At 70.7% G+C, this 21,550-nt stretch carries 22 protein-coding genes; 14 read left to right on the top strand and 8 right to left on the bottom strand.

Features of this window, described 5'->3' with window-relative positions; genetic code table 11:
* Nucleotides 1-221: 221 nt before the first annotated feature.
* On the bottom strand, nt 222-638 hold the full coding sequence (locus ACSHXC_RS04285; protein ID WP_438290244.1) for an SsgA family sporulation/cell division regulator: 417 nt from the start codon (nt 636-638) through the stop codon (nt 222-224).
* A gap of 363 nt (nt 639-1,001) precedes the next feature.
* Here ACSHXC_RS04285 and ACSHXC_RS04280 point away from each other — a divergent pair, with 363 nt between their 5' ends.
* Entirely contained in the window at nt 1,002-2,060 is a 1,059-nt protein-coding gene (locus ACSHXC_RS04280) for a WD40/YVTN/BNR-like repeat-containing protein (protein WP_438290243.1), read from the top strand.
* Nucleotides 2,061-2,167: 107 nt separating this feature from the next.
* On the opposite strand, the gene ACSHXC_RS04275 is transcribed toward ACSHXC_RS04280, so the two are convergent.
* Together ACSHXC_RS04275 and ACSHXC_RS04270 are read right to left on the bottom strand one after the other, a co-directional pair.
* A complete protein-coding gene (locus ACSHXC_RS04275) occupies nt 2,168-2,467 on the bottom strand; it encodes a YciI family protein (protein ID WP_438290242.1) in 300 nt (99 codons plus the stop codon).
* 41 nt (nt 2,468-2,508) lie between these two features.
* Entirely contained in the window at nt 2,509-2,928 is a 420-nt protein-coding gene (locus tag ACSHXC_RS04270; protein ID WP_438290241.1) for a GNAT family N-acetyltransferase, read from the bottom strand.
* Nucleotides 2,929-3,005: 77 nt separating this feature from the next.
* On the opposite strand from ACSHXC_RS04270, the gene ACSHXC_RS04265 reads away from it, so the two are divergent.
* Entirely contained in the window at nt 3,006-3,707 is a 702-nt protein-coding gene (locus ACSHXC_RS04265) for an endonuclease V (protein WP_438290240.1), read from the top strand.
* Between the two features lie 15 nt (nt 3,708-3,722).
* On the opposite strand, the gene ACSHXC_RS04260 is transcribed toward ACSHXC_RS04265, so the two are convergent.
* Nucleotides 3,723-4,904 (bottom strand): saccharopine dehydrogenase family protein, encoded by a 1,182-nt coding sequence (locus tag ACSHXC_RS04260; RefSeq protein WP_438290239.1) that lies wholly within the window; start codon nt 4,902-4,904, stop codon nt 3,723-3,725.
* 234 nt (nt 4,905-5,138) lie between these two features.
* Here ACSHXC_RS04260 and ACSHXC_RS04255 point away from each other — a divergent pair, with 234 nt between their 5' ends.
* From ACSHXC_RS04255 to ACSHXC_RS04240, 4 genes are all read left to right on the top strand, one after another.
* The gene (locus ACSHXC_RS04255) at nt 5,139-6,323 is read left to right on the top strand and encodes a CaiB/BaiF CoA transferase family protein (protein ID WP_438290238.1); all 1,185 of its coding nucleotides are present in this window, start codon (nt 5,139-5,141) and stop codon (nt 6,321-6,323) included.
* Between the two features lies 1 nt (nt 6,324).
* Nucleotides 6,325-7,467, top strand: coding sequence for an acyl-CoA dehydrogenase family protein (locus ACSHXC_RS04250; RefSeq protein ID WP_438290237.1), 1,143 nt, complete (start codon nt 6,325-6,327; stop codon nt 7,465-7,467).
* Nucleotides 7,468-7,543: 76 nt separating this feature from the next.
* A complete protein-coding gene (locus tag ACSHXC_RS04245; protein ID WP_438290236.1) occupies nt 7,544-8,758 on the top strand; it encodes an acetyl-CoA C-acetyltransferase in 1,215 nt (404 codons plus the stop codon).
* 40 nt (nt 8,759-8,798) lie between these two features.
* Nucleotides 8,799-10,973, top strand: coding sequence for a 3-hydroxyacyl-CoA dehydrogenase NAD-binding domain-containing protein (locus ACSHXC_RS04240; protein ID WP_438290235.1), 2,175 nt, complete (start codon nt 8,799-8,801; stop codon nt 10,971-10,973).
* A gap of 24 nt (nt 10,974-10,997) precedes the next feature.
* On the opposite strand, the gene ACSHXC_RS04235 is transcribed toward ACSHXC_RS04240, so the two are convergent.
* Nucleotides 10,998-11,747 carry a MerR family transcriptional regulator gene (locus ACSHXC_RS04235; RefSeq protein WP_438290234.1) on the bottom strand — a complete coding sequence of 250 codons (750 nt, stop codon included), beginning with the start codon at nt 11,745-11,747 and terminating at the stop codon, nt 10,998-11,000.
* Nucleotides 11,748-11,949: 202 nt separating this feature from the next.
* Here ACSHXC_RS04235 and ACSHXC_RS04230 point away from each other — a divergent pair, with 202 nt between their 5' ends.
* The 4 genes from ACSHXC_RS04230 (at nt 11,950) to ACSHXC_RS04215 (ending at nt 13,682) form a co-directional block, all read left to right on the top strand.
* Entirely contained in the window at nt 11,950-12,360 is a 411-nt protein-coding gene (locus tag ACSHXC_RS04230; RefSeq protein ID WP_438290233.1) for a hypothetical protein, read from the top strand.
* Between the two features lie 76 nt (nt 12,361-12,436).
* Nucleotides 12,437-12,742 (top strand): DUF6247 family protein, encoded by a 306-nt coding sequence (locus ACSHXC_RS04225; RefSeq protein WP_438296423.1) that lies wholly within the window; start codon nt 12,437-12,439, stop codon nt 12,740-12,742.
* Nucleotides 12,739-13,062: a hypothetical protein gene (locus ACSHXC_RS04220; protein WP_438290232.1), complete on the top strand. Its 324-nt coding sequence runs from the start codon at nt 12,739-12,741 to the stop codon at nt 13,060-13,062. The genes ACSHXC_RS04225 and ACSHXC_RS04220 overlap by 4 nt, the downstream gene beginning before the upstream one ends.
* A gap of 80 nt (nt 13,063-13,142) precedes the next feature.
* Complete coding sequence (locus ACSHXC_RS04215; RefSeq protein ID WP_438290231.1) at nt 13,143-13,682, top strand: HXXEE domain-containing protein; 540 nt, start codon at nt 13,143-13,145, stop codon at nt 13,680-13,682.
* A 65-nt stretch (nt 13,683-13,747) separates the two neighbouring features.
* On the opposite strand, the gene sph is transcribed toward ACSHXC_RS04215, so the two are convergent.
* The gene (sph, locus tag ACSHXC_RS04210) at nt 13,748-14,734 is read right to left on the bottom strand and encodes a sphingomyelin phosphodiesterase (protein ID WP_438290230.1); all 987 of its coding nucleotides are present in this window, start codon (nt 14,732-14,734) and stop codon (nt 13,748-13,750) included.
* 173 nt (nt 14,735-14,907) lie between these two features.
* Here sph and ACSHXC_RS04205 point away from each other — a divergent pair, with 173 nt between their 5' ends.
* The 4 genes from ACSHXC_RS04205 to ACSHXC_RS04190 all read left to right on the top strand — a co-directional run bounded on the left by ACSHXC_RS04205 (nt 14,908) and on the right by ACSHXC_RS04190 (nt 18,583).
* Nucleotides 14,908-15,381 carry a F0F1 ATP synthase subunit B family protein gene (locus tag ACSHXC_RS04205; RefSeq protein WP_438290229.1) on the top strand — a complete coding sequence of 158 codons (474 nt, stop codon included), beginning with the start codon at nt 14,908-14,910 and terminating at the stop codon, nt 15,379-15,381.
* A 375-nt stretch (nt 15,382-15,756) separates the two neighbouring features.
* The gene (locus tag ACSHXC_RS04200) at nt 15,757-16,620 is read left to right on the top strand and encodes an oxygenase MpaB family protein (protein ID WP_438290228.1); all 864 of its coding nucleotides are present in this window, start codon (nt 15,757-15,759) and stop codon (nt 16,618-16,620) included.
* 155 nt (nt 16,621-16,775) lie between these two features.
* On the top strand, nt 16,776-17,315 hold the full coding sequence (locus ACSHXC_RS04195) for an ArsR/SmtB family transcription factor (protein WP_438290227.1): 540 nt from the start codon (nt 16,776-16,778) through the stop codon (nt 17,313-17,315).
* On the top strand, nt 17,312-18,583 hold the full coding sequence (locus ACSHXC_RS04190; RefSeq protein WP_438290226.1) for an MFS transporter: 1,272 nt from the start codon (nt 17,312-17,314) through the stop codon (nt 18,581-18,583). The genes ACSHXC_RS04195 and ACSHXC_RS04190 overlap by 4 nt, the downstream gene beginning before the upstream one ends.
* 14 nt (nt 18,584-18,597) lie before the next feature.
* On the opposite strand, the gene ACSHXC_RS04185 is transcribed toward ACSHXC_RS04190, so the two are convergent.
* Both ACSHXC_RS04185 and ACSHXC_RS04180 read right to left on the bottom strand, forming a co-directional pair.
* Nucleotides 18,598-19,623, bottom strand: a complete 1,026-nt coding sequence (locus ACSHXC_RS04185; RefSeq protein WP_438290225.1) for a LacI family DNA-binding transcriptional regulator — start codon at nt 19,621-19,623, stop codon at nt 18,598-18,600.
* Nucleotides 19,624-19,857: 234 nt separating this feature from the next.
* Nucleotides 19,858-21,372: a M1 family metallopeptidase gene (locus ACSHXC_RS04180; RefSeq protein WP_438290224.1), complete on the bottom strand. Its 1,515-nt coding sequence runs from the start codon at nt 21,370-21,372 to the stop codon at nt 19,858-19,860.
* Nucleotides 21,373-21,550: the final 178 nt, after the last annotated feature.

Raw genomic sequence — 21,550 nt, 5'->3', positions numbered from 1 at the left:
GAGTGCGCGAAACGGTGTCTCAGGGGCCTCAGACGAGCAACGTCCTACTCCGTTCGACGACAACAGGGCCAGGAACGAAGCTACGCCGCTGCCGCGCGGTCCCGCAAACGAATTAAATTCGGGATGCGGGACCGGCGGCGCGGAACGGCGCGGTGCACCGCCGCGACCGGGCAGGAGCGGAGGCGGTGCGGGAGGCTGCTGCCCCCACGGGGAGGGCGAAGTCAGCAGGCGTCGCGCAGCAGCGCGGCGAGGTCCCCGTCCATGTCGAGGTACTGGTGCTCGCGGCCCGTCGGCACCAGGAGCTGTGCCTGCTGAAGGAAGCGGCGCACCTCGGAGGTGCGGATGTGGACCATCGCGACGCCCTCGCGGGCGTGGAATTCGAGGACCGTACGGTCGTAGCCGTACGGCCGCACCCGGACGTCGCCGACCCCGGCAGGCGCCTCGATGCCCACTTCGAGCAGTTCGCGGGCGAACTCCCAGGAGACCTCGGTGCCTTCGAGGGTGGCCGGCGCGGGGAACGCCATGTGCACGGCGAAGGGGTCCTCGGGGTCGTAGCGCAGCGTCGCGGGCACGCTCTCCATGCGGGGTGCGGACGCGATCAGGCGTACCTGGACGGGCTGCTCGATGACGGTGGACAAAGCCCTGCTCCCTCAACCTCGGGGGTTCTCTCCTGCCGCCCGGAAAGACGTCGAAAATCAGCGTTCCGTGCACCGGAGGTTCACGTGACCTGCATCACTGCCGCCTGCCCGTGCCCCGGTACACGACCCGTATTGCTCGCAATAGGGCGGATTCCCGCTCTCACCACAGTCACACAACTTCCTGTGTGTCACACGCGGCACATCCTTTTCAGCCTGTTCTACGAGGGTGCTGTCCGGCATCGGACGGTGCCCGGCGTGTCTCGCCGTACGCCTTGGAGCCCGGCTTCTCGGGGCTGGTGACGTAGGCACCCTGGACGGGTGGGGTGGGCTGGGCTAGCTTCCGACGCCATGAGGTCCAAGGGGATGACGAGACGCATGCTGTCGGTGGGGTTGGGCGGGATGGCGCTGGCGGCCGCACTGACCGTGCCGGCCCAGGCGCACGGGCACGGAACTCCGGCGTGGGAGCCGAAGGACACCAAGAGCGACGCGCGCTTTCGCGGGCTCGCCGCGGTCAGCCGGTCGACGGCGTGGGTCGCGGGGGCCAAGGGCACGGTCCTGCGGACCTCCGACGGCGGCCGCAGCTGGCAGAACGTGTCGCCGGCCGGGGCGGCCGACCTGGAGTTCCGCGATGTGGAGGCCTTCGACGGGCGGCGCGCGGTGGTCCTCGCGATCGGCGAGGGCGAGGCGTCCCGGGTCTATCGCACCGAGGACGGCGGAGCGACCTGGAGCGAGTCGTTCCGCAACACCGACCCGAAGGCGTTCTACGACTGCCTCACCTTCTTCGACCCCCGGCACGGCTTGGCGGTCAGCGACCCCGTCGACGGCAAGTACCGCATCCTGTCCACCGCGGACGGCGGCCGCTCCTGGAAGGTCCTGCCCGACAAGGGAATGCCGGCCGCCCTGCCCGGTGAGGCGGGGTTCGCCGCGAGCGGCCAGTGCCTGGTGAGCTCCGGGCCGCGCGACGTCTGGCTCGCCACGGGCGGTGGCGCGACCGGTCGTGTGCTGCACTCCTCGGACCGGGGGCTCACCTGGACGGCCGCCGAGTCGACCATCCCGGCCGGCGACCCGGCCCGCGGGGTGTTCGGCCTGGCCTTCCGCGACCGTACGCACGGTCTCGCGGTCGGCGGCGACTACCGGGCGGGCCAGGCGTCACCGCGGGCGGCGGCCGTCACCGGAAACGGCGGCCGAGCCTGGCGCCAGGCCGCCACCCCGGTCGCCGCCTACCGCTCCGGCGTCGCCTGGCTGCCCCACTCCCGCTCGTCCGCACTCGCCGTCGGCCCGACGGGCACGGACCTGACGCGCGACGGGGGCCGCACCTGGCGAACGGTGGACACCGGCTCGTACGACACCGTCGACTGCGCGGCCGATGGTGGGTGCTGGGCGGCGGGGGAGAAGGGCAGGGTGGCCCGGCTGGCCGACTAGCTGCTTCCGCGAGTGGGATGGTTGAGTGCGGGCCGCTCGTGGCTGGTCGCGCAGTTCCCCGCGCCCCTCAAGGGGCGCGACACCGCACCGGCGTTGGAAATGCCTGCCTAGCTCGGCAACTTCTGCTGGAACGCGGCCAGTTCGGGGACCACCTTGGTCGCCAGGAACTCGGTGATCCGGTACGTGGCGAAGTTGTTGACGTTGAAGGGGTCGGTCGCGACGATCTCGTCGATCGCCGCGCGATCGTCACCGACGGCCAGGATGACGCCGCCGTCGCGCGGCTGCTTGCGCCCGGAGGCGATGAAGACGCCCGCCTCGTACTGCGTGTCGAGCCAGGCGACATGGTCGGCGAGCAGCTCGTCGACGCGTTCGAGCGGGACGACGTAGGTCAACTCAAGTATGAACATGATCGCCAGGCTACTCCCGAGCCGCGCGAGGCTCCCCCGGGTCAGAACACGCGGGCCATGCCCACCGACTCGGGAGCGGTCTCGGTGAAGCCGAACTGCCCGTAGAGGCGGCGTGCTTCGCCGTCCGCGATCAGCGACACGTACGCGGTGGCGGGCGCCCTGCGCTCCAGCTCCGCCGTCAGCGCCGTCATGATCCGCTTGCCCAGGCCCCGGCCCTGGTGGGCGGGGTGGACGCAGATGTCGGTGACCTGGAACGCGGTGCCGCCGTCGCCGATGATCCGGCCCATCCCGATCGGCTCCCCGTTCGCGTAGAGGATCACGCCGTACCAGGTGTTGGGCAGCGCCAGGGCGACCGCCTCGGCCGATCGGTCGGACAGGCCCGCGACGGTACGCAGATGGCGAAAGGTCTCGGGGGAGGGCACGCCTTCCCGAACCTCGTAATAGTCTATCGCGTCATCCATGCCTTACATGCTAAGCGCAGGAAGCCGGGATTCGCCAGCGCTGGGCCAGTTGAGGGGCGCGGCTTAGGGTGGCCCCCATGAAGATCACGGGGATTCCGGCCGCCTGGCCGGACAGCGAGGTGGCCGCTCTGGCCGTGCAGGACGAGCTGCGCGGCAAAGTCGTGCTCGACGAGCCGGGGCCGGCGCCGGGCAGCGGGCTCGTCACGGGGGTCGACGTGGCGTACGACGACGAGCGGGACCTCGTGGTCGCGGCCGCCGTCGTGCTCGACGCGGCGACCCTGGAGGTGGTCGAGGAGGCCACCGCCGTCGGCCGGGTGGCCTTCCCCTACGTCCCCGGCCTGCTCGCCTTCCGCGAGATCCCCACCGTGCTCGCGGCCCTCGAACGGCTCAACTCCGGCCCGGGGATGGTCATTTGCGACGGCTATGGGCTCGCGCACCCGCGCCGCTTCGGCCTCGCGAGCCACCTCGGCGTACTCACCGGGCTCCCCGTCATCGGCGTCGCCAAGAACCCGTTCACCTTCAGTTACGAGCAGCCCGGCCCCCGGCGCGGAGACAGCTCGCCGCTGCTCGCCGACGACGGCGCCGAGGTCGGCCGAGCCCTGCGCACCCAGGACGGCACCAAGCCCGTCTTCGTCTCGGTCGGCCACCGGGTGAGCCTCGACGGCGCGTGTGCCCACACCCTCGAACTCGCCCGGCGCTACCGCCTCCCCGAGTCCACCCGGCACGCCGACTCGCTGTGCCGCAGGGCGCTCAAGGAAGCCCAACAGGCCGCTAGCTAGCGCCAGTTGACGGGCTCAGCGCGTGTCCGCCACCCGGAAGCGCATTCCGGCCGACTGGAGCCGCTCGGTCAGGGCCGGGCCCATCGCGGTCGCGGGCGTCAACTGGCCTGCCAGCTCGGGGAGTTTGTCGAAGGCGAGGCTGAGCGCGCCCTCGGCGAGGATCTTCGCCGTCTCGTCGTACCCGGGGTCGCCGCCCGACACCTCGGTGAAGACCCGGCGGCCCCCGCCCTCGCCGACGAAGCGGACCGTGAACCAGCTGCGGCGCCGCCGTGCCTCGTCCGGGCCGTTGCCCGCCTCGTAACGGCTCATCAACCACGTGCGTGCGGGCGGGAGTTGGGTGACGGCGGCGACGGCGCCCACCGCGGCCACCCCGCCGATCGCGACCGGGAGGTGCTTCACCGCGGCGAAGTGCCGGTAGCGGAAGTCGGGCCCGTAGCGTTCGTCGGCCGCCGCCGAGCGGGCGATGACCTGGGGGTCGATGGTGGGCATGGGCAGCGCCCAGGTGCCGGTCTCCTTGCTGAAGTGCGGGGCGCCGAGCGGGGCGCGGGCCCGCCGGCCCACCAGGCGCGGCTCGTGCAGCCGGCGCTCCTTGGCCGCCCGCGCGGTCTGCGCGCCACGGCCGAGCGCGGTCAGCGCGGAGGCCAGCGTCCCGCCGGAGAACGTCGCGTTGGTCCGTACGAAACCGTCGATCCGCAGCGGCACCCCGGTGGGGAGCTGGAGGACGGTGAACAGGACGCCGAGGTCGTGCGGTGCCGAGTCGAAACCGCAGGCGTGCACCAGGCGGGCGCCGCGCTCGCGAGCCCGTGCGTCATGGCGCACGTACATCGTGTCCACGAACTCCGGCTCACCGGTCAGGTCGAGGTAGTCGGTGCCCGCCTCGGCGCACGCCTCGACCAGGCCCTCGCCGTACCAGACATAGGGGCCGACGGTGGTGGCGACCACGCGCGCCGACTCGGCAAGGGCGCGCAACGAGGCCGGGTCGGTGGAGTCGGCGGTGACCAGGGGCAGCGTGGCGCACGCCGGGTTGAGCTCCGCGAGCCGCTCACGCAGCCGCTCCAGCTTGGTGCGGCTGCGGCCCGCGATCGCCCAGCGGCAGTCGTCGGGGGCGTGGGTGGCGAGATATTGGGCGGTCAGCGACCCGACGAAACCCGTCGCGCCGAACAGCACGATGTCGTAATTCCGCTTCGAGGGTTCCACCGTGTGCCTCCGCACTTGAGCTGCCTGGTGACGCCGTGGCCGATGCCGGGTTGTGAGGCTAGCGTGCGCCCGGCGATCTGGGCAGTCGCCCCTGAGGGTGCGGTGACCGGCGGGGGGAGCGGTGCGGGTCAAGCCCGGCGTATCGGGGCAACCGGCGCCCGAGCGGCGGCCACACATGCTGAGCGGTTGCTCATGGGGGCTTGTGCGGAGTGGAACGTGTTCTTAGCATCATTGATGTTACATCAGTTGTGTCACAGTGCTGGGGGCTTGATGACAGCGACAGGAACCGGCCCGCTCGCCGGGGTGCGCGTGGTCGAGCTGGCGGGCATCGGGCCGGGCCCGTTCGCCGCCATGCTCCTCGCCGACCTCGGCGCCGACGTGGTGCGCGTGGACCGTCCCGGCGGCGCCGGCCTCGGCATCGACCCGGCGTACGACCTGACCAACCGCAACAAACGCTCCGTGATCATCGACCTCAAGGCGCCCGAAGGTCCCGGCCTGGTCCTCGACCTAGTCGAGCGCGCCGACATCCTCATCGAGGGCTACCGGCCCGGCGTCGCCGAGCGCCTCGGCGTCGGCCCCGAGGACTGCCTCGCCCGCAACCCCCGGCTCGTGTACGGACGGATGACCGGCTGGGGCCAGGACGGGCCGCTCGCCCAGCGGGCCGGGCACGACATCGCGTACATCGCCATCACCGGCACCCTCGGCATGATCGGCAGCCCGGACGAAGGCCCCACCGTCCCGGCCAACCTCGTCGGCGACTACGCGGGCGGCTCGCTCTACCTCGTCATCGGCGTCCTCGCCGCCCTCCAGCACGCGCGCGGCGGGGGAGCGGGCCAGGTCGTGGACGCGGCGATCGTCGACGGCACCGCCCATCTCGCCACGATGATCCACGGCATGCTGGCGGCCGGCGGCTGGCAGGACCGGCGCGGCGCCAACCTCCTCGACGGCGGCTGCCCCTTCTACGGCACGTACGAGACCTCGGACGGCCAGTACATGGCGGTCGGCTCCCTTGAGCAGCAGTTCTACGACGAGTTCATCCGGCTCCTCGGCATCGTGGACGCGGCCCCCGCCCGCAAGGACCTCGCCCGCTGGGCCGAACTGCGCACCGTCATCGCCGACCGGTTCCGCACCCGGACCCGCGAGGAGTGGACGGCCGTCTTCGCGGGCTCGGACGCCTGTGTCGCGCCGGTCCTGTCCCTGAAGGAGGCGCCGCACCACCCGCACCTGGTGGCGCGCTCCACCTTCACCGCGCACGGCGGCATCACCCAGCCCGCGCCCGCACCCCGCTTCTCCGCCACCCCCGGATCCGTCCGGAGGCCCCCCGCGATGCCGGGCGCCCACACGGCGGACGTCGCCCGCGACTGGGAACTGCCGGCACTCTCGGCGGGCCCGGCGTCAACTCCCGTACAGGAGGCTTGAGTTGAAACGGCAGATCTTCACCGCCGAGCACGAGGCGTTCCGCGAGACCGTCCGCACCTTCCTCGCCAAGGAGGTCCTGCCGCACTACGAGCAGTGGGAGAAGGACGGCATCGTCTCGCGGGAGGCCTGGCTCGCGGCCGGAAAGCAGGGGCTGCTCGGGCTGGCGGTGCCCGAGGAGTACGGGGGCGGCGGCAACGCAGACTTCCGCTACAGCGCCGTCCTCGCCGAGGAGTTCACCCGCGCCGGGGCGGCGGGCCTCGCGCTCGGCCTGCACAACGACATCATCGGTCCCTATCTGACCGGGCTCGCCACCGAGGAGCAGAAGCGGCGCTGGCTGCCCGGCTTCTGCGACGGCTCCCTGATCACCGCCATCGCGATGACCGAACCCGGCGCCGGCTCCGACCTCCAGGGCATACGCACCACCGCCGAGGACAAGGGCGACCACTGGCTCCTGAACGGCTCCAAGACGTTCATCTCCAACGGCATCCTCGCCGACCTGGTCGTGGTGGTCGCCAAAACCACCCCCGAGGGCGGCGCCAAGGGCCTGTCCCTCATCGTCGTCGAGCGCGGCGCCGAGGGCTTCGAGCGCGGCCGCAACCTCGACAAGATCGGACAGAAGTCCCAGGACACGGCGGAGCTGTTCTTCCACGACGTACGCGTCCCGAAGGACAATCTCCTGGGCGAGCTCAACGGCGCCTTCATCCATCTGATGACCAACCTCGCCCAGGAGCGTATGGGCATCGCGGTCGCCGGGATCGCCGCCGCCGAGTACCTCCTGGAGATCACGACGAGTTACGTGAAGGAGCGCGAGGCCTTCGGCCGGCCGCTGTCCAAGCTCCAGCACATCCGGTTCGAGATCGCCGAGATGGCCACCGAATGCGCCGTCACCCGCACTTTCCTCGACCGCTGCATCGTCGACCACTCCAACGGGGAGCTCGACGCCGTGCACGCCTCGATGGCCAAGTGGTGGGCCACCGAACTGCAAAAACGCGTCGCCGACCGCTGTCTCCAACTGCACGGCGGCTACGGCTACATGACCGAGTACCGGGTCGCCAGGGCCTTCACGGACGGCCGTATCCAGACGATCTACGGCGGCACGACCGAGATCATGAAGGAGATCATCGGCCGTTCCCTGCTCGGCTGACCACACCGAGCCGGCCGCGGGGTTGCCCGGGGTCACCACAGCTCCCCAGAACCACCCTCATCCGAAAGGCTTGACGTTGAGCACCGAAGCGTACGTATACGACGCGATCCGCACCCCGCGCGGCCGCGGCAAGGCCAACGGGGCCCTGCACGGGACCAAGCCGATCGACCTCGTCGTCGGCCTGATCCACGAGATCCAGGCGCGCTTCCCGGGCCTGGACCCGGCCGCCATCGACGACATCGTGCTCGGCGTCGTCGGCCCGGTCGGCGACCAGGGCTCCGACATCGCCCGCATCGCCGCGATCGCCGCCGGGCTGCCCGACACGGTCGCCGGCGTACAGGAGAACCGCTTCTGTGCCTCCGGCCTCGAAGCGGTCAACATGGCCGCCATGAAGGTCCGTTCGGGCTGGGAGGACCTCGTCCTCGCGGGCGGCGTCGAGTCCATGTCACGTGTCCCGATGGCCTCCGACGGCGGTGCCTGGTTCGCCGACCCGATGACCAACTTCGACACCAACTTCGCCCCGCAGGGCATCGGCGCCGACCTCATCGCCACCGTCGAGGGCTACTCGCGCCGCGACGTCGACGAGTACGCCGAGCTGTCCCAGGAGCGGGCCGCCGAGGCGTGGAAGGACGGCCGGTTCGCGCGGTCCGTCGTGCCCGTCAAGGACCGCAACGGCCTCGTCGTCCTCGACCACGACGAGCACATGCGCCCCGGCACCACCGCGGACTCGCTCGCGGGCCTCAAGCCCTCGTTCGCCGCGATCGGCGAGATGGGCGGCTTCGACGCCGTGGCGCTGCAGAAGTACCACTGGGTCGAGGAGATCAACCACGTCCACCACGCGGGCAACTCCTCCGGAATCGTGGACGGTTCGGCCCTCGTCGCCATCGGCTCCAAGGCCGTCGGCGAGCGGTACGGCATGACCCCGCGGGCCCGGATCGTCTCCGCGGCCGTCTCCGGCTCCGAGCCCACCATCATGCTGACCGGCCCCGCGCCCGCCAGCCGCAAGGCGCTCGCGAAGGCCGGCCTGACCATCGACGACATCGACCTCGTCGAGATCAACGAGGCCTTCGCCGCGGTCGTGCTCCGCTTCGTCAGGGACATGGGCCTCAGCCTCGACAAGGTCAACGTCAACGGCGGCGCCATCGCCATGGGCCACCCGCTCGGCGCGACCGGCGCGATGATCCTGGGCACCCTCGTCGACGAGCTGGAGCGCCGCGACCTGCGCTACGGGCTCGCCACGCTGTGCGTCGGCGGCGGCATGGGCATCGCCACCGTCGTCGAGCGTCTCTGACCGTCCTGTCCCGGCACCCCCTCATACGGAGATTTCAGCAATGACCGAGAGCACGACCATCCGCTGGGAACAGGACGAGACCGGCGTCGTCACCCTCGTACTCGACGACCCCAACCAGTCCGCCAACACCATGAACCAGGCCTTCAAGGACTCCATCGCGGCCATCGCCGACCGCGCCGAGGCCGAGAAGGACTCCATCCGGGGCATCATCTACACCTCAGCCAAGAAGACCTTCTTCGCGGGCGGCGACCTCAAGGACATGATCCAGGTCGGCCCCGAACTCGCCCAGCAGGCCTTCGACACCGGCACCGCCATCAAGGCCTCGCTGCGCCGCATCGAGACCCTGGGCAAGCCGGTCGTCGCCGCCATCAACGGCGCGGCCCTGGGCGGCGGTTACGAGATCGCGCTCGCCTCCCACCACCGCGTCGCGCTCGACGCGCCCGGCTCCAAGATCGGCCTGCCCGAGGTCACGCTCGGCCTGCTCCCGGCGGGCGGCGGCGTGACCCGCACTGTACGCCTCATGGGCATCACGGACGCCCTGCTCAAGGTGCTGCTCCAGGGCACCCAGTACTCTCCGCGGCGTGCCCTCGAAAACAGCCTCGTGCACGAGGTCGCGGCCACGCCCGAGGAGATGATCGCCAAGGCGCGCGCCTTCATCGACGCCCACCCCGAGTCCCAGCAGCCCTGGGACGTCAAGGGCTACAAGATCCCCGGCGGCACGCCGTCCAACCCGCGCTTCGCGGCCAACCTTCCGGCGTTCCCGGCCAACCTCAAGAAGCAGCTCCAGGGAGCCCCCTATCCGGCGCCGCGCAACATCCTCGCAGCCGCCGTCGAGGGCTCCCAGGTCGACTTCGAGACCGCGCTCACCATCGAGGCCCGCTACTTCACCGAGCTGGTCACCGGGCAGACCTCGAAGAACATGATCCAGGCGTTCTTCTTCGACCTCCAGGCCGTCAACTCCGGTGTCAGCCGCCCCCAGGGCATCGAGCCGCGCCCCGTCCGCAAGGTCGCGGTCCTCGGCGCCGGAATGATGGGTGCGGGCATCGCGTACTCGTGCGCGCGGGCCGGCATCGAGGTCGTCCTCAAGGACGTGTCGCAGGAGGCCGCCGAGAAGGGCAAGGCGTACTCCGAGAAGCTCCTGGCGAAAGCGCTCTCACGCGGGCGTACGACCGAGGCCAAGCGCGACGCGCTGCTCGCGCTGATCACTCCGACCGCCGACCCGCAGGCGCTGGCGGGCTGCGACGCCGTCATCGAGGCGGTCTTCGAGGACACGGCGCTCAAGCACAAGGTGTTCCAGGAGATCCAGGACATCGTCGAGCCGGACGCGCTCCTGTGCTCCAACACCTCGACGCTGCCGATCACCGGCCTTGCCGAGGGCGTCACGCGCCAGGCCGACTTCATCGGCCTGCACTTCTTCTCGCCGGTCGACAAGATGCCGCTTGTCGAGATCATCAAGGGCGAGCGCACCGGCGACGAGGCACTGGCCCGCGCCTTCGACCTCGTACGCCAGATCAAGAAGACGCCGATCGTCGTGAACGACTCGCGCGGCTTCTTCACCTCGCGCGTCATCGGCCACTTCATCAACGAGGGCGTCGCGATGGTCGGCGAGGGCATCGAGCCCGCGTCCATCGAGCAGGCGGCGGGCCAGGCCGGCTACCCGGCCAAGGTCCTGTCCCTGATGGACGAGCTGACCCTGACCCTGCCGCGCAAGATCCGCAACGAGACGAAGCGCGCGGTCGAGGAGGCGGGCGGCGTCTGGCCCGGCCACCCCTCGGACGCGGTCATCGACCGCATGGTCGACGAGTTCGGCCGCCCCGGCCGCAGCGGCGGCGCCGGGTTCTACGAGTACGGCGAGGACGGCAAGCGGGGCAAGCTGTGGCCCGGGCTGCGCGAGCACTTCACGCGGGCGGGTGCTGAGATCCCGTTCGAGGACATGAAGGAGCGGATGCTCTTCTCGGAGTCCCTGGACACCGTCCGCCTCTTCGAGGAGGGCGTCCTCACCTCGGTCGCCGACGCCAACATCGGCTCGATCATGGGCATCGGCTTCCCGGCCTGGACCGGCGGCGTCATCCAGTACATCAACGGCTACGAGGGCGGCTTGCCCGGCTTCGTGGCCCGCGCCCGCGAGCTCGCCGAGCGCTACGGCGACCGCTTCCAGCCGCCGGCGCTGCTTGTGGAGAAGGCGGAGAGGGGCGAGACGTTCAAGGACGTGTAGCCCGCGCGGGGGGCGCCCCCGGACTCAGGTTCCGGGGCGCCCTTCGGCCGATCCGAACGCCGCCCGCAGCTCCTCCTTGAGTGACCGCTGGAAGGCGGTGACCAGGGCTTGAAGGACCATCGGCTGCATGTGCGCGGAGAGGGACTTCATCGCCTCGACGTGATCGGGGTCCGACTCCCGCTCGCGGTACGGGTTCCAGACCTCGTCGCGGAAGAGCCGGGTCAGCTCGTGCGCGGCCGAGCGGGTGTGCTCCATGAGCACCGTACGGGCCGCAAGGATCGTCTCGTGCGCGATCGGTACGTCCAGGAGCTGGACACCCAGCGCGAGGAGACCGGGGTCGACGCGGAAGGTGTCGGGAGAGCCCGGAATCCGCTCCAGGACGTTCATCGCGGCGAGCCGGTCGATGTCGTCGGCGGACAGCGACCGCCCGGCCCGCCGCTCCAGCTCGGCGAGGCTCGCGTCGTCCGCCGAGTCGGGCGCCCAGGAGGCGACGACGGCCCGGTGGATGGCCAGGTCGTGGGCGCTCAGATCGTCCGGCAGCTGCTGGAGATAGCGCTCGATCGCGGCCAGCGTCATCCCGTGGTGCTGCAACTCCTCGATCAGCGCGAGCCGGGAAAGGTGGGCGGGCCCGTAGTGCCCCACCCGACGCGGCCCGATCACGGGCGGCGGGAGCAGCCCCCGGGTGCTGTAGAACCGGATGGTCCGCACGGTGACACCGGCCCGCGCGGCCAGCTCGTCAACCGTGAGTGTCATCTCCTCGGTCTCCGTCGCCATGGCAGTGCCTCGCCTCCCCGGTGTCCCCGGCCGCCCCCAGGTGTGCGTCCGATCCGGTGTAACAGTATTGCTGTCTCACTGGGGCGTGCATAGAGACCATGGGGACACCCGCAGGGCACGAGAAGTCCGTCCGCTGCCTGGCAAAAAACACGTAGTGTGGTGCTGTCGCATAGATCTGTCCGCCGGCGTGAGGAGATCCGTGATGCCCGCCCCCGATGAACCCCGCCGATCCCTCTGGGTGGCCGAGGACGTGTGGAGAGAGGCCGACCAGCGCGCCAACGCCGACGGCCTGCCGATCGCGCGCACCCTCGCCCTCCTTTTCGAGGGCTACAGCACCGGCCGCATCACGGAACTCGGATCCGAAGGCACGGGCAAGAGGAAGGCCCGCTCGGGCTACTGCGCCGAGAAGACGTGGAAGGCCGCAGACAAGCGCCGAGCCACGACGGACACAGCGCGCAGCATGGGCATGCTCGCCGAACTCCTTCTCTCCGCCTACGCCTCCCGACGGCTGCACCTCGTGCAGACCTTTGTGACCAGCGCGGAACTGGAACACATGGCAAGAAGCGAGACCGACTTGAGGACCGGCACGCTAGCCCTGCTCGCCGCTGCCTGACCCGTTTGCCACTACGAAGGGATCGCTGCTCGTGAACAGCGCCGCTCACCTCGACGGACCGGGGGCCATCCCGCCCATGCCGGAGAGGAACCCCAAGGCCCTCCGCGCCGCCATCGCCGCCCACGCGCCGAAATTGCTGGTCGACTTCGACAGGCACTGGCGCCGGGACATCGCCGACGCGTACGACCTGGCGCCCGTCCCCGCCTTCATGGCCCGCTGGTGGGGTGAATATGCCCTCGCGCGCAACCCGAAGACCGAAGCCAGGGTTCACGCCCTGGAGGACGAGGCCAACACCGAAGCCGACTTCACCCGCGCCAAAGCGCTCATCGAAGAAGCCGGGCGGATCCGACGCGAGGCAGCAGAGGCGAAGCCCGGCCAATGACCGACGACTTCATGGGGCCGCCCTGGCAAGCCGACTGGACCAAGGCGGCCGAAGACAACAGGGTCGGCCTGCCCGCCGCTGCCCGCGCCCTGGTAGACGCCGCCCGCGCCGAACTTGTCACGGCTCCTGATCCGTATTTCCGGGGCATCGACACCGACCGCGACTTGCCGGCCGGAATGAGCGTCGAACCCGTCCAGTCCACACGCCCCGCCGGTGCTCACGTCCTCTACTTCGACTACGGGCGCGGATGGCTGCGGTACTACTTCGCGCCCCGAACCGCCGACCCGCAGATCGTCATTGATCAGTGCGTCTGGCAGTAGCTTTGGCCGCGTCGCGCAGGTCGTTTCAGGGTCCCGATGGTTGCGAGAGCGCTCCAAGTGGGCTGGCAGACTGGCCAGTTATGAGTGATCATGACATTGACCGGTGCGGCGCCGGCGTGACGTTCGGGTTGCTGGCCGCTTGGGCGCTTCACGACGCCGAGGAAGTCGTCACGGTGCCGCGCTGGACGCGTGACGGGGTGGCCGAGCTCCGCGAGCGGTTTCCCCAGGTGCCGGAACGGATATGGCGGCGACTGGAGACCATCGACCGGCGCGAGTTCGCGACGGCGGTCGCGGGGATGGCCGTCGTGGTCGCCGCGGCCGCGGCCGACGGGTACCGCACCGGCGGCCGGTCCGCGTTCTACCAGGGGACCCTCAACGGATTCGGGCTGCACGGGCTGGTGCACCTGGCGCAGGCCGCAGTGGTCCGGGGATACGCACCGGGCTCGGTCACCTCGCCCCTGCTGGTCATCCCCTTCACGCTCTGGGCCCGCGGCCGACTGCGCCGGTCCGGGGTGCTGCGCCCCACACGCCCCCGTGACGCGGTACAGGGCCTCGCGATCGCCGCGGCGGCCACGGTCGGGTCACACCTGATGGCGCGACGCGTTCTCGGCAGGGGCTGAACACGGGCAACACCCCGGCCGGTCGGCATCCGCCGGTCGGCCGGGGTGCTGAGGGACCCCATGGGCTACGGGGTGCGGCCGGCCTGGAGGGGGTAGTGGTCGCTGAGGTTCGTGTACGTGTAGTCGGTGCCCCAACTGCTCACCGTCCAGGGCGCGGTGGACTCCTGCACCACGTTGTTGTTCCAGCCGGACGGGCGCGCGTGGCCCGCGAGGTGCAGGACGTAGTCCAGGTCCTCGCTCGGGTCGGTGGGGTAGCGATAGCGCGCGATCGAGTTCTCGGCGGTGTCGAAGGAGTACGCGTGGCCCGTCCGTGAATCGGCGCCCACCAGGCCGCTGTTGGCGAGCATCGAGGCGTACTCGGAGCCGTGCGAGTCCACGTTGAAGTCGCCCGCGACCATGACCTCCTCGCTCGCCGGGATGTTCTTCGCGTCGAGGAAGGACTTGATCGCCTTGAACTGGAGGGCGCGGTCCTTGACCGCCTCGCCCGCGCCGCACCCGGAGTCCGTCGACTGGGTGTGGGTGCCGACGATGTGCACCTTGGTGCCGTTCACGTCCAACACGGCATAGACGAAGCCCTTGTTGGACCACCAGTCGGAGCCGCAGGCGTCCTTGTAGACGTACTGCTCCTTGTGCAGGATCGGCCACTTGCTGAGCAGGGTGACGCCGCCGTCCTCGGGCGTGGTCGAGGAGTACGACCCTCCGGTCGCGTCCCAGCCGTCCTTGCCGCGGCCCACGACGGGCGTCTGGTACGGGTACTGGGCGGAGGCGTTCCGCTTCAGCGCGTCCGAGGCGGAGTTGTCGAACGCCTCCTGGAGTACGACGACGTCGTTGCCCTGGAAGAAGGGGGCCGCGGGTATCGCCTGGGCCCGGTGGTCCTGCCCCCAGTTCGGGTACAGGTTCTTGCTCATCAGGAACGTGTTGTACGTCAGGATCTTCAGCCGGGGCGGCTCGGCTGCGGCAGCAGGAGCGGGGGTGGCCGCCGCCAGCGTGACGGCTGCGAGCGCGGCGGCGAGGACCGCCCCGGGGGCTCGGCGGAGCGGGGAGTGCGGCACGTGAACTCCTGTGTCTGGAGTGGCGATTTGGACCGGCGCGCACATCAAAGCAGCTGCGGTTACCTAGAGGTAACCTCCGTGCGCCCACTGTCTTACCCCTGTCGTACGATCAGACGTACGAACGCTCGGACAACACCAGCCACGGGCGTGTGCGCGAGAGAAGGTGCCAAGGCGTGAAGCTTCTCCCCATGAATGTGGGCCCTCTCAATCCCACGGTTCCCGATCTCCTGATCGGGTTCGTTCTCTTCCTGCTCTGCTTCTGGATGATGGCGGGCGTGCTGCTGCCCCGCATCAAGCGGACGCTGGAGCGGCGCGAGGCGCTGACGACGGGCCGTTCGCGCGAGGCCGAGGCCGTTCTCTCCGAGGCCGCCGAGGTGCGAGCGCGGTACGAGGCGGAGCTCGCCGGGGCGCGGCACGAGGCGGCCCGCATCAGGCAGCAGGCCAAGGAGGAGGGCGCCGCGGCGATAGCCGCGGCCCGCGCCGAGGGCAATCGCGAGCGCGACGAGATCCTCGCTGCCGGCGCCGCGCAGATAGCCGCCGCCCGCGTGGCAGCCGAGGCCGAACTGCGCCCGTACGCCGAGGAGTTGGCCGCCGAACTGGCCGGCCGCATCCTCGGCGAGCCGCTGGCGACCCCGGCCGGCCGCTGAGCCGATTCGCAGACCGCCCCTGGTGAGCGGGCTTCACCGGGGGCGCGGGGCGGCTGCGCGCTGGAGGCCTGTTGCCTCGGCGGGGCGGTGCTCCGGAGCGCCCTGAGCGCGGGAGTGACGTCGGTAGGTCTGCTCTCCGGAGCACCCCCGTACGCCTACGAAACCTCGGTAGGGCTGCCCCCGGAACGACCCTGTTCACCGCCCGAAGCTAGGCGGAGCGGCTCCCCGGAGCGCCCCTGTTCACCGCTCGAACCTCGCCAGAGCTGCTCCCTCGACGGACCCTGCGTGCCGCCGTGACCTGCGGGATTGCATACTGGAATCCCTACAAGCACGGCAGTGCGCCGCAGCCTCGTCAGCCCCAGGGAGCCCAGAGTCATGAGCCGCCGCGACACCGCGCCCGTGCCGCCTCCGCCCGGCGGTGTGCTGTGGAGCCTGGCCGGAGACATCAGGATGCTCCTCACGCTGCCCGCAGCGCTCACCATGCAGGTGGCGCACCCCGCGGTCGGGGCGGGCGTGGACGAGCACTCGGTGTTCCGTACCGACCCATGGGGCCGCGGAGAGCGCTCGCTGCGTTCGGTCCAGCTCTGGGTGTACGGAGGCGAGCAGGCGGCCGAGGAGGGGCGCAGGCTCCGGGAACTGCACAAGACCATCCGGGGCACGGACGCCACCGGCCGTCGCTACCACGCGCTCACTCCCGCCTACTACGCGTGGGTGCACGCCACCGGATACCCCGTCTACGCACACGCCCAGCAGTACATCGGCCGCCCCTTCACCGACGCCCAGCATCGGAAGCTGTACGCGGAGTGGCTCCAGGTCGGCCGGATCCTCGGGATCAACGACCGGGACATGCCGGCGACCATCGAGGAGTTCTGGCCCTACTACCGCAAGGTCCTCGCCGACGAGATACGTACCAACGCCGTGGTCGAGGAACTGGTCGCCACCGACCGCCCGGTCCCGCCCCCCGACCGTGGCCCGTTGCTCCTGCGCCTCCTCCTGAGAGCGCTCTGGCCAGTGCTGTGGTCGCCGCTCGCCCGCTTCCGCCGGTTCGTCACCATCGGCTTCATGCCGCCGGACGCGCGCGAGGCGATCGGTCTCGACTGGACGGACGAGCAGGAGCGGAAGTTGCGCCGCTTCGGCCGGGTGGTGCGCGCGGTCGTGCCAGTACTGCCCGAGCGGCTGCGCTATCTGCCGCTCGCACGCAAGGCGCGGGCGGAGTTCAGGCGCTCGGCGCACTCCTGAATCCGAACCGGCCGCCCCGCATCAGAGGTCTTTTCTCGTGAATACCCTGATATCGGGGTGTGTTGGGTGATTTCCCCGTCGATGCCGGGACAGCGAATTGCAACGGTGCGGAAAACCTCTTGCCCAATGGTCAAGAGTCGTTGACCATTGGGTTCATGCCTGCCGAAGATCTTCCCGAGACGTTTCACGTCACCACTGACGAGCAGTTGCGCGCCGTCTCCAACCTCACGCGTCACCGCATCATGGCCGTACTGCGCTTCGAGCCCGCGACGATCACGCAGATCGCCGAGCGAGTGGGCCTCGCGAAGGGGAGTTCCAGCTATCACGTACGGCTCCTTGAGCGGGCCGGCCTGGTGAAGGTGGTGCGGACGCGGAAGGTGCGGGGGGTCACCGAGCGGTACTACGCGATGGCCGCGCGGGCGATCGTGCTGCCCGATCCGGGCGCGGGAGGGCCGGATGTGCTGATGCGGCATGCGGTGGCGGACCTGGAGGCAGCGCCGGCGGATGGCGAGCGGTATGTACGGATGGCCCATCTGCGGCTCACCGAGGAGCAGTTCGCGGAGCTGGGGGCCCGGCTGGAGGCACTGGCGGACGAATACCGGGAGCTGTCCGATCCGTCGCTGCCGGACGCGTCACTCGTCTTCGCGCTATTCCGTCCGGCATCGCGCGAACAGGCCGGAGGGGACGCCAAGTGACCTCAGGCATAAGGAAGTTGCCGACCGGGTTCGGGCGGCTGTGGACCGCGCAGACGATCTCCTCGCTCGGTGACGGGGTGACACACGCTGCGCTGCCGCTGCTCGCGCTGACGTTGACGCGGGATCCGATGGCGCTCGCCGTCGTCACGGCCGCCGGGACGCTGCCGTGGCTGCTGTTCGGGGTGCTCGGCGGTGCGCTGGTGGACCGCTGGGACCGCCGCCGCACGATGTGGGTCGCGGACGCCGCGCGTGCGGTGCTGCTCGCGATACCGGCGGCAGCGGCCGCGCTCGACGCACTGAGCATCGCGCTGCTCGCGGCCGTCGCCTTCCTGCTCGGCCTCGGCGGGCTCTTCTTCGACACGGCCGCCACCGCCTATCTGCCGGATCTGCTCGGCCGCGACCCCGCACTCCTGGAGCGCGCCAACTCCCGCCTGCGCGGCGCCCAGACCGCCGCGTCCGGCTTCGCCGGGCCGCCCGCGGGCAGTGCGCTGCTCGCGCTCGGGCGGGCGGTGCCGCTGCTCGCCGACGCGGTGTCGTTCGCGCTCTCCGCAGTTCTCGTACGGTCGCTGCCTGCCGCACCCCGGCCGGTACCGCAGGCCCGCGAGTCGCTGCTCCGGCAGGCACGGGCCGGGGCCGTCCACGTCTTCCGGGACCGGTTGCTGCTCGGGCTCGCGCTCCGCCCGGCGGTCGGGAACATCGCCTTCCTCGCCGTGGAGACCGTACTCGCCCTCTTCGCGCACGACCGTCTCGGCATCTCCACCTTCGGCTTCGGCCTGCTCCTCACGGCGGAGGCCACCGGCGGCCTGCTCGGCGCGGCCATCGCCTCCCTCCTCGGCCGGCGACTCGGCACCGGCACCGCGCTGACCTGCACGGCCGCGGTCGAGGGACTCGCCGTCCTCAGCCTTGCCGCCGCCCCGAACCCATACGTCGCCGGACTCGCGCTCGCCGTCTGCGGAGCGGGCATGGGTGCCACGATGGTGCTCGGCCCCTCCCTCCGGCAGGCGATCGTCCCCGCCCACCTGATGGGCCGGGTCGCCTCCACCTCCCGCATGCTCGCCATGTGCGCCGCCCCGTTCGGCGCCTTCCTCGGCGGCTGGCTGGCCACCACCTACGACGTACGCACCCCGCTCTACGCCGCCGCCGGCCTCCTCCTCGCCATGACCGCCGTCACGGCGACCATGACCAGCAACCGCCGGGTCGAGTCGGCGCTGCGTGCCGCCGCCGCGGCCGATGATCCGGACCGCTCGGAATTCAGCGCAGTGGCATAGGACCGAACGCTCGATCAGGCGGAGGCGCGTCGCACCAGCACCGTCGGGGTGATCACCGAAGCGGGCGGGGGCCCTCCGGTGCCGCCCTGGCCGAGCCCGCGCAGCAGCAGGCGCGCCATCAGCCGGCCCATCTCCTCGACCTCCTGGCGTACGGTCGTCAGGGGCGGGTCGGTGGCCTCCGCGACCGAGGCCATGTCGTCGAACCCGACCAGCGCGACATCCTCCGGCACGCGCCGGCCGCGCTCCCGCAGCACCCGCAGCGCGCCCGAGGCCATCAGGTCGTTGGCGGCGAACACCGCGTCCAGGTCCGGGCGGCGCGCGAGCAGTTCGGCCATCGCGTGGGCCCCGCTCTCCGCGGTGAACGCGCCCTCCACCACCAGCGCCGGATCGGCTTGTGGGAGAACGTCGCGGTACCCGTCGAGCCGGTCGGTCGAGGCGGTCTGATCCAGCGGGCCCGCGATGTGGGCGATGCGCTCGCGTCCGATGGAGAGCAGATGGCGCACGGCCTCACGCGCGCCACCCCGGTTGTCGGCATCGACGTAAGGAACGGCCGTCGGGAAGCCGGGCCGTCCGCCGAAGACCGTCAGCATGCCGGCCCCGCGCGTGATCGCGGGCAGCGGGTCCTCGTCGTGCAGCGAGAACGCGAGCGCCCCGTCGACATGACCACCCGTCAGATAGTGGGAGATCCTCCCGTAGTCGTCCGGGCCCTCGACGAGGAGCAGCACCAACTGGGTGTCGTGGGCGGCGAGTTCCTTGCTGATGCCGCGGATCTGCTGGGAGAAGAAGGGGTCGGAGAAGAACCGGGTCTCCGGCTCGGCCACGATCACGGCGACCGCGCCGGTACGCCGGGTCACGAGCGAACGGGCCGCCTGATTGGGGATGTAGCCCAGCTCCTCGACGGCCTGGCGCACCTTGTCGACCAGGGGCGGCCGTACCCCCGTGCCGCCGTTGACGACCCGGGACGCCGTCGCCCGGGACACCCCGGCCCGCGCGGCGACGGCCTCAAGCGTGGGCCGTACCCCGAAGTACTGCTCGGTCAAGGCAGGTTCTCCTCATCGGCGGATCGCTCGACGACCCCTCGGCGGAACTGCGTCGCCGGGCAGCGTATCGGGGCGGGGACCGCTGGGCGAGAGCGCTTTCGGATCCCCGGCGGAGGGCTCCCTCCGGCCGTCGGGGCGCCGTCCGGGGCGTCACCCGTCCGGTGCGGCCCCCGAGTCGCCGCGCTCAGGACCGGGGGCAGGAGGAACCCGTCCTCCTGCCCCCTCCAAGGCCGCTCAGTGCGCCGAGTGCGACGCCGTGATCTGCTTCCACGACTTCGGCTCGACCGGCTTCGCCGTCTCGGCCGACGGGGACGACGCGACCCCGGCCCGTGCGCCGAACTTGGCCTTTGCCGCAGCCGAGTTGGACGGCTTCGACGGCTGGAAGAGCCAGGTGTCGAACAGCTCAGCCAGCGGCTTGCCCGAGATCTTCTCGGCGTACTTCACGAAGTCGCCGACCGCCGCGTTGCCGTAGGCGTGCTCGGCCGGCCAGCCCTTGAGGATCTTGAAGAAGGACGCGTCGCCGACCGTGTTGCGCAGAGCCTGGATGGCGACGGCGCCGCGGTCGTAGACGGCTCCGTCGAACTGCTTGTCCGGGCCCGGGTCGCCCGGCTTCACCTTCCAGAACGGGTCGTCGGCCGGGTGCTGCGAGTACACCCAGTCCGCCAGCTCCTGTGCGGTGCCGTTGCCCTCCTTCTCCGACCAGAGCCACTGGGCGTAGGACGCGAAGCCCTCGTTGTCCCAGATGTCCTTCCAGCCCTTGACCGAGACGTCGTCGCCGTACCACTGGTGGGCCAACTCATGAACCACCACGGACACGTTGGCGCCGTTGGCGAACTGCGCCGGGCTGTAGAACGGCCGTGTCTGCGTCTCAAGGGCGAAGTGGCTCGGCACGTTCGGGACGTAGCCGCCGACCGCGTTGAAGGGGTAGGTACCGAAGACGCTTTCCAGCCACTCCGTGACGTCCTTCGAGCGCTCGATGCTGGCGCGCGCGGCGTCGCCGTTGTCGCCGAGGTCCTTGCTGTACGCGTTCAGGACCGGCAGCCCGCTCGCGGTCTTGTCGGTGGTGATGTCGAACTTGCCCACCGCGAGCGTGGTCAGGTAGGAGGCCTGGGGCTTGTTGGACCGCCAGTTGTACGTCGTCCAGCCCAGCTTCGAACTCTGGGACTGCAGAACGCCGTTGCTGATGGCCTGGGTGCCGTCGGGAACCTTGACCGACACGTCGTACGTCGCCTTGTCCAGCGGGTGGTCGTTGGACGGGAACCACCACACGGCCGAGTCCGGCTCCTGGGCCGCCACGCCGCCGTCCGGGGTGCGCTGCCAGGCCGTCCAGCCGTCGACCTTCAGCTCGGACGGCTTGCCCGCGTACTTCACGACCACGGTGACGGACTTGCCCTTGGGCAGGGGCGTGGCCGGGGTGATCTCCAGCTCGTGGCTGCCGGACGTGGCGTACGTCGCCTTGGTGCCGTTCACCCGCACCTCGCTGACGGCGAGCCCGAAGTCGAGATTGAAGCGGGAGAGGTCCTGCTGGGTGGTGGCGAGCAGCGTGGCCGTGCCTTCGAGGAGGTCGGTGGCGGGCTGGTACCTGAGCTTCAGGTCGTAGTGGGAGACGTTGTAGCCGCCGTTGCCGCTGGCCGGGTAGTAGGGGTCGCCGATGCCCGGGGCACCCGGAGTGAAGTCCGCGGCCGATGCCGGGATCACCAGCAGGAGGGAGGCGGCGAGCACGCTCGGGGCGATGATTCTGCGGTGCACAAAAAGCTCCAAGTCGTCATGGTCGTCGTGGGGTGAACGATGGTGAACGATCTCTTCGGACCTTATTCAGCCCCTGCCGCCCCGGTCATGTCCATGGCTCCCCCTGTCACACGATCGCCATTCGGCCGACATGTTGACTTGTGCGGCTTCGTTCGCCTAAGTGCCTCGACTGCCCTCT

The sequence above is a fragment of the Streptomyces sp. HUAS TT7 genome, assembly GCF_051550175.1.
In the GTDB taxonomy this organism is placed as follows: Bacteria; Actinomycetota; Actinomycetes; order Streptomycetales; family Streptomycetaceae; genus Streptomyces.
The sequence above is the reverse complement of the archived record's forward strand: the minus strand, read 5'-3'. Positions and strand labels throughout refer to the sequence as shown.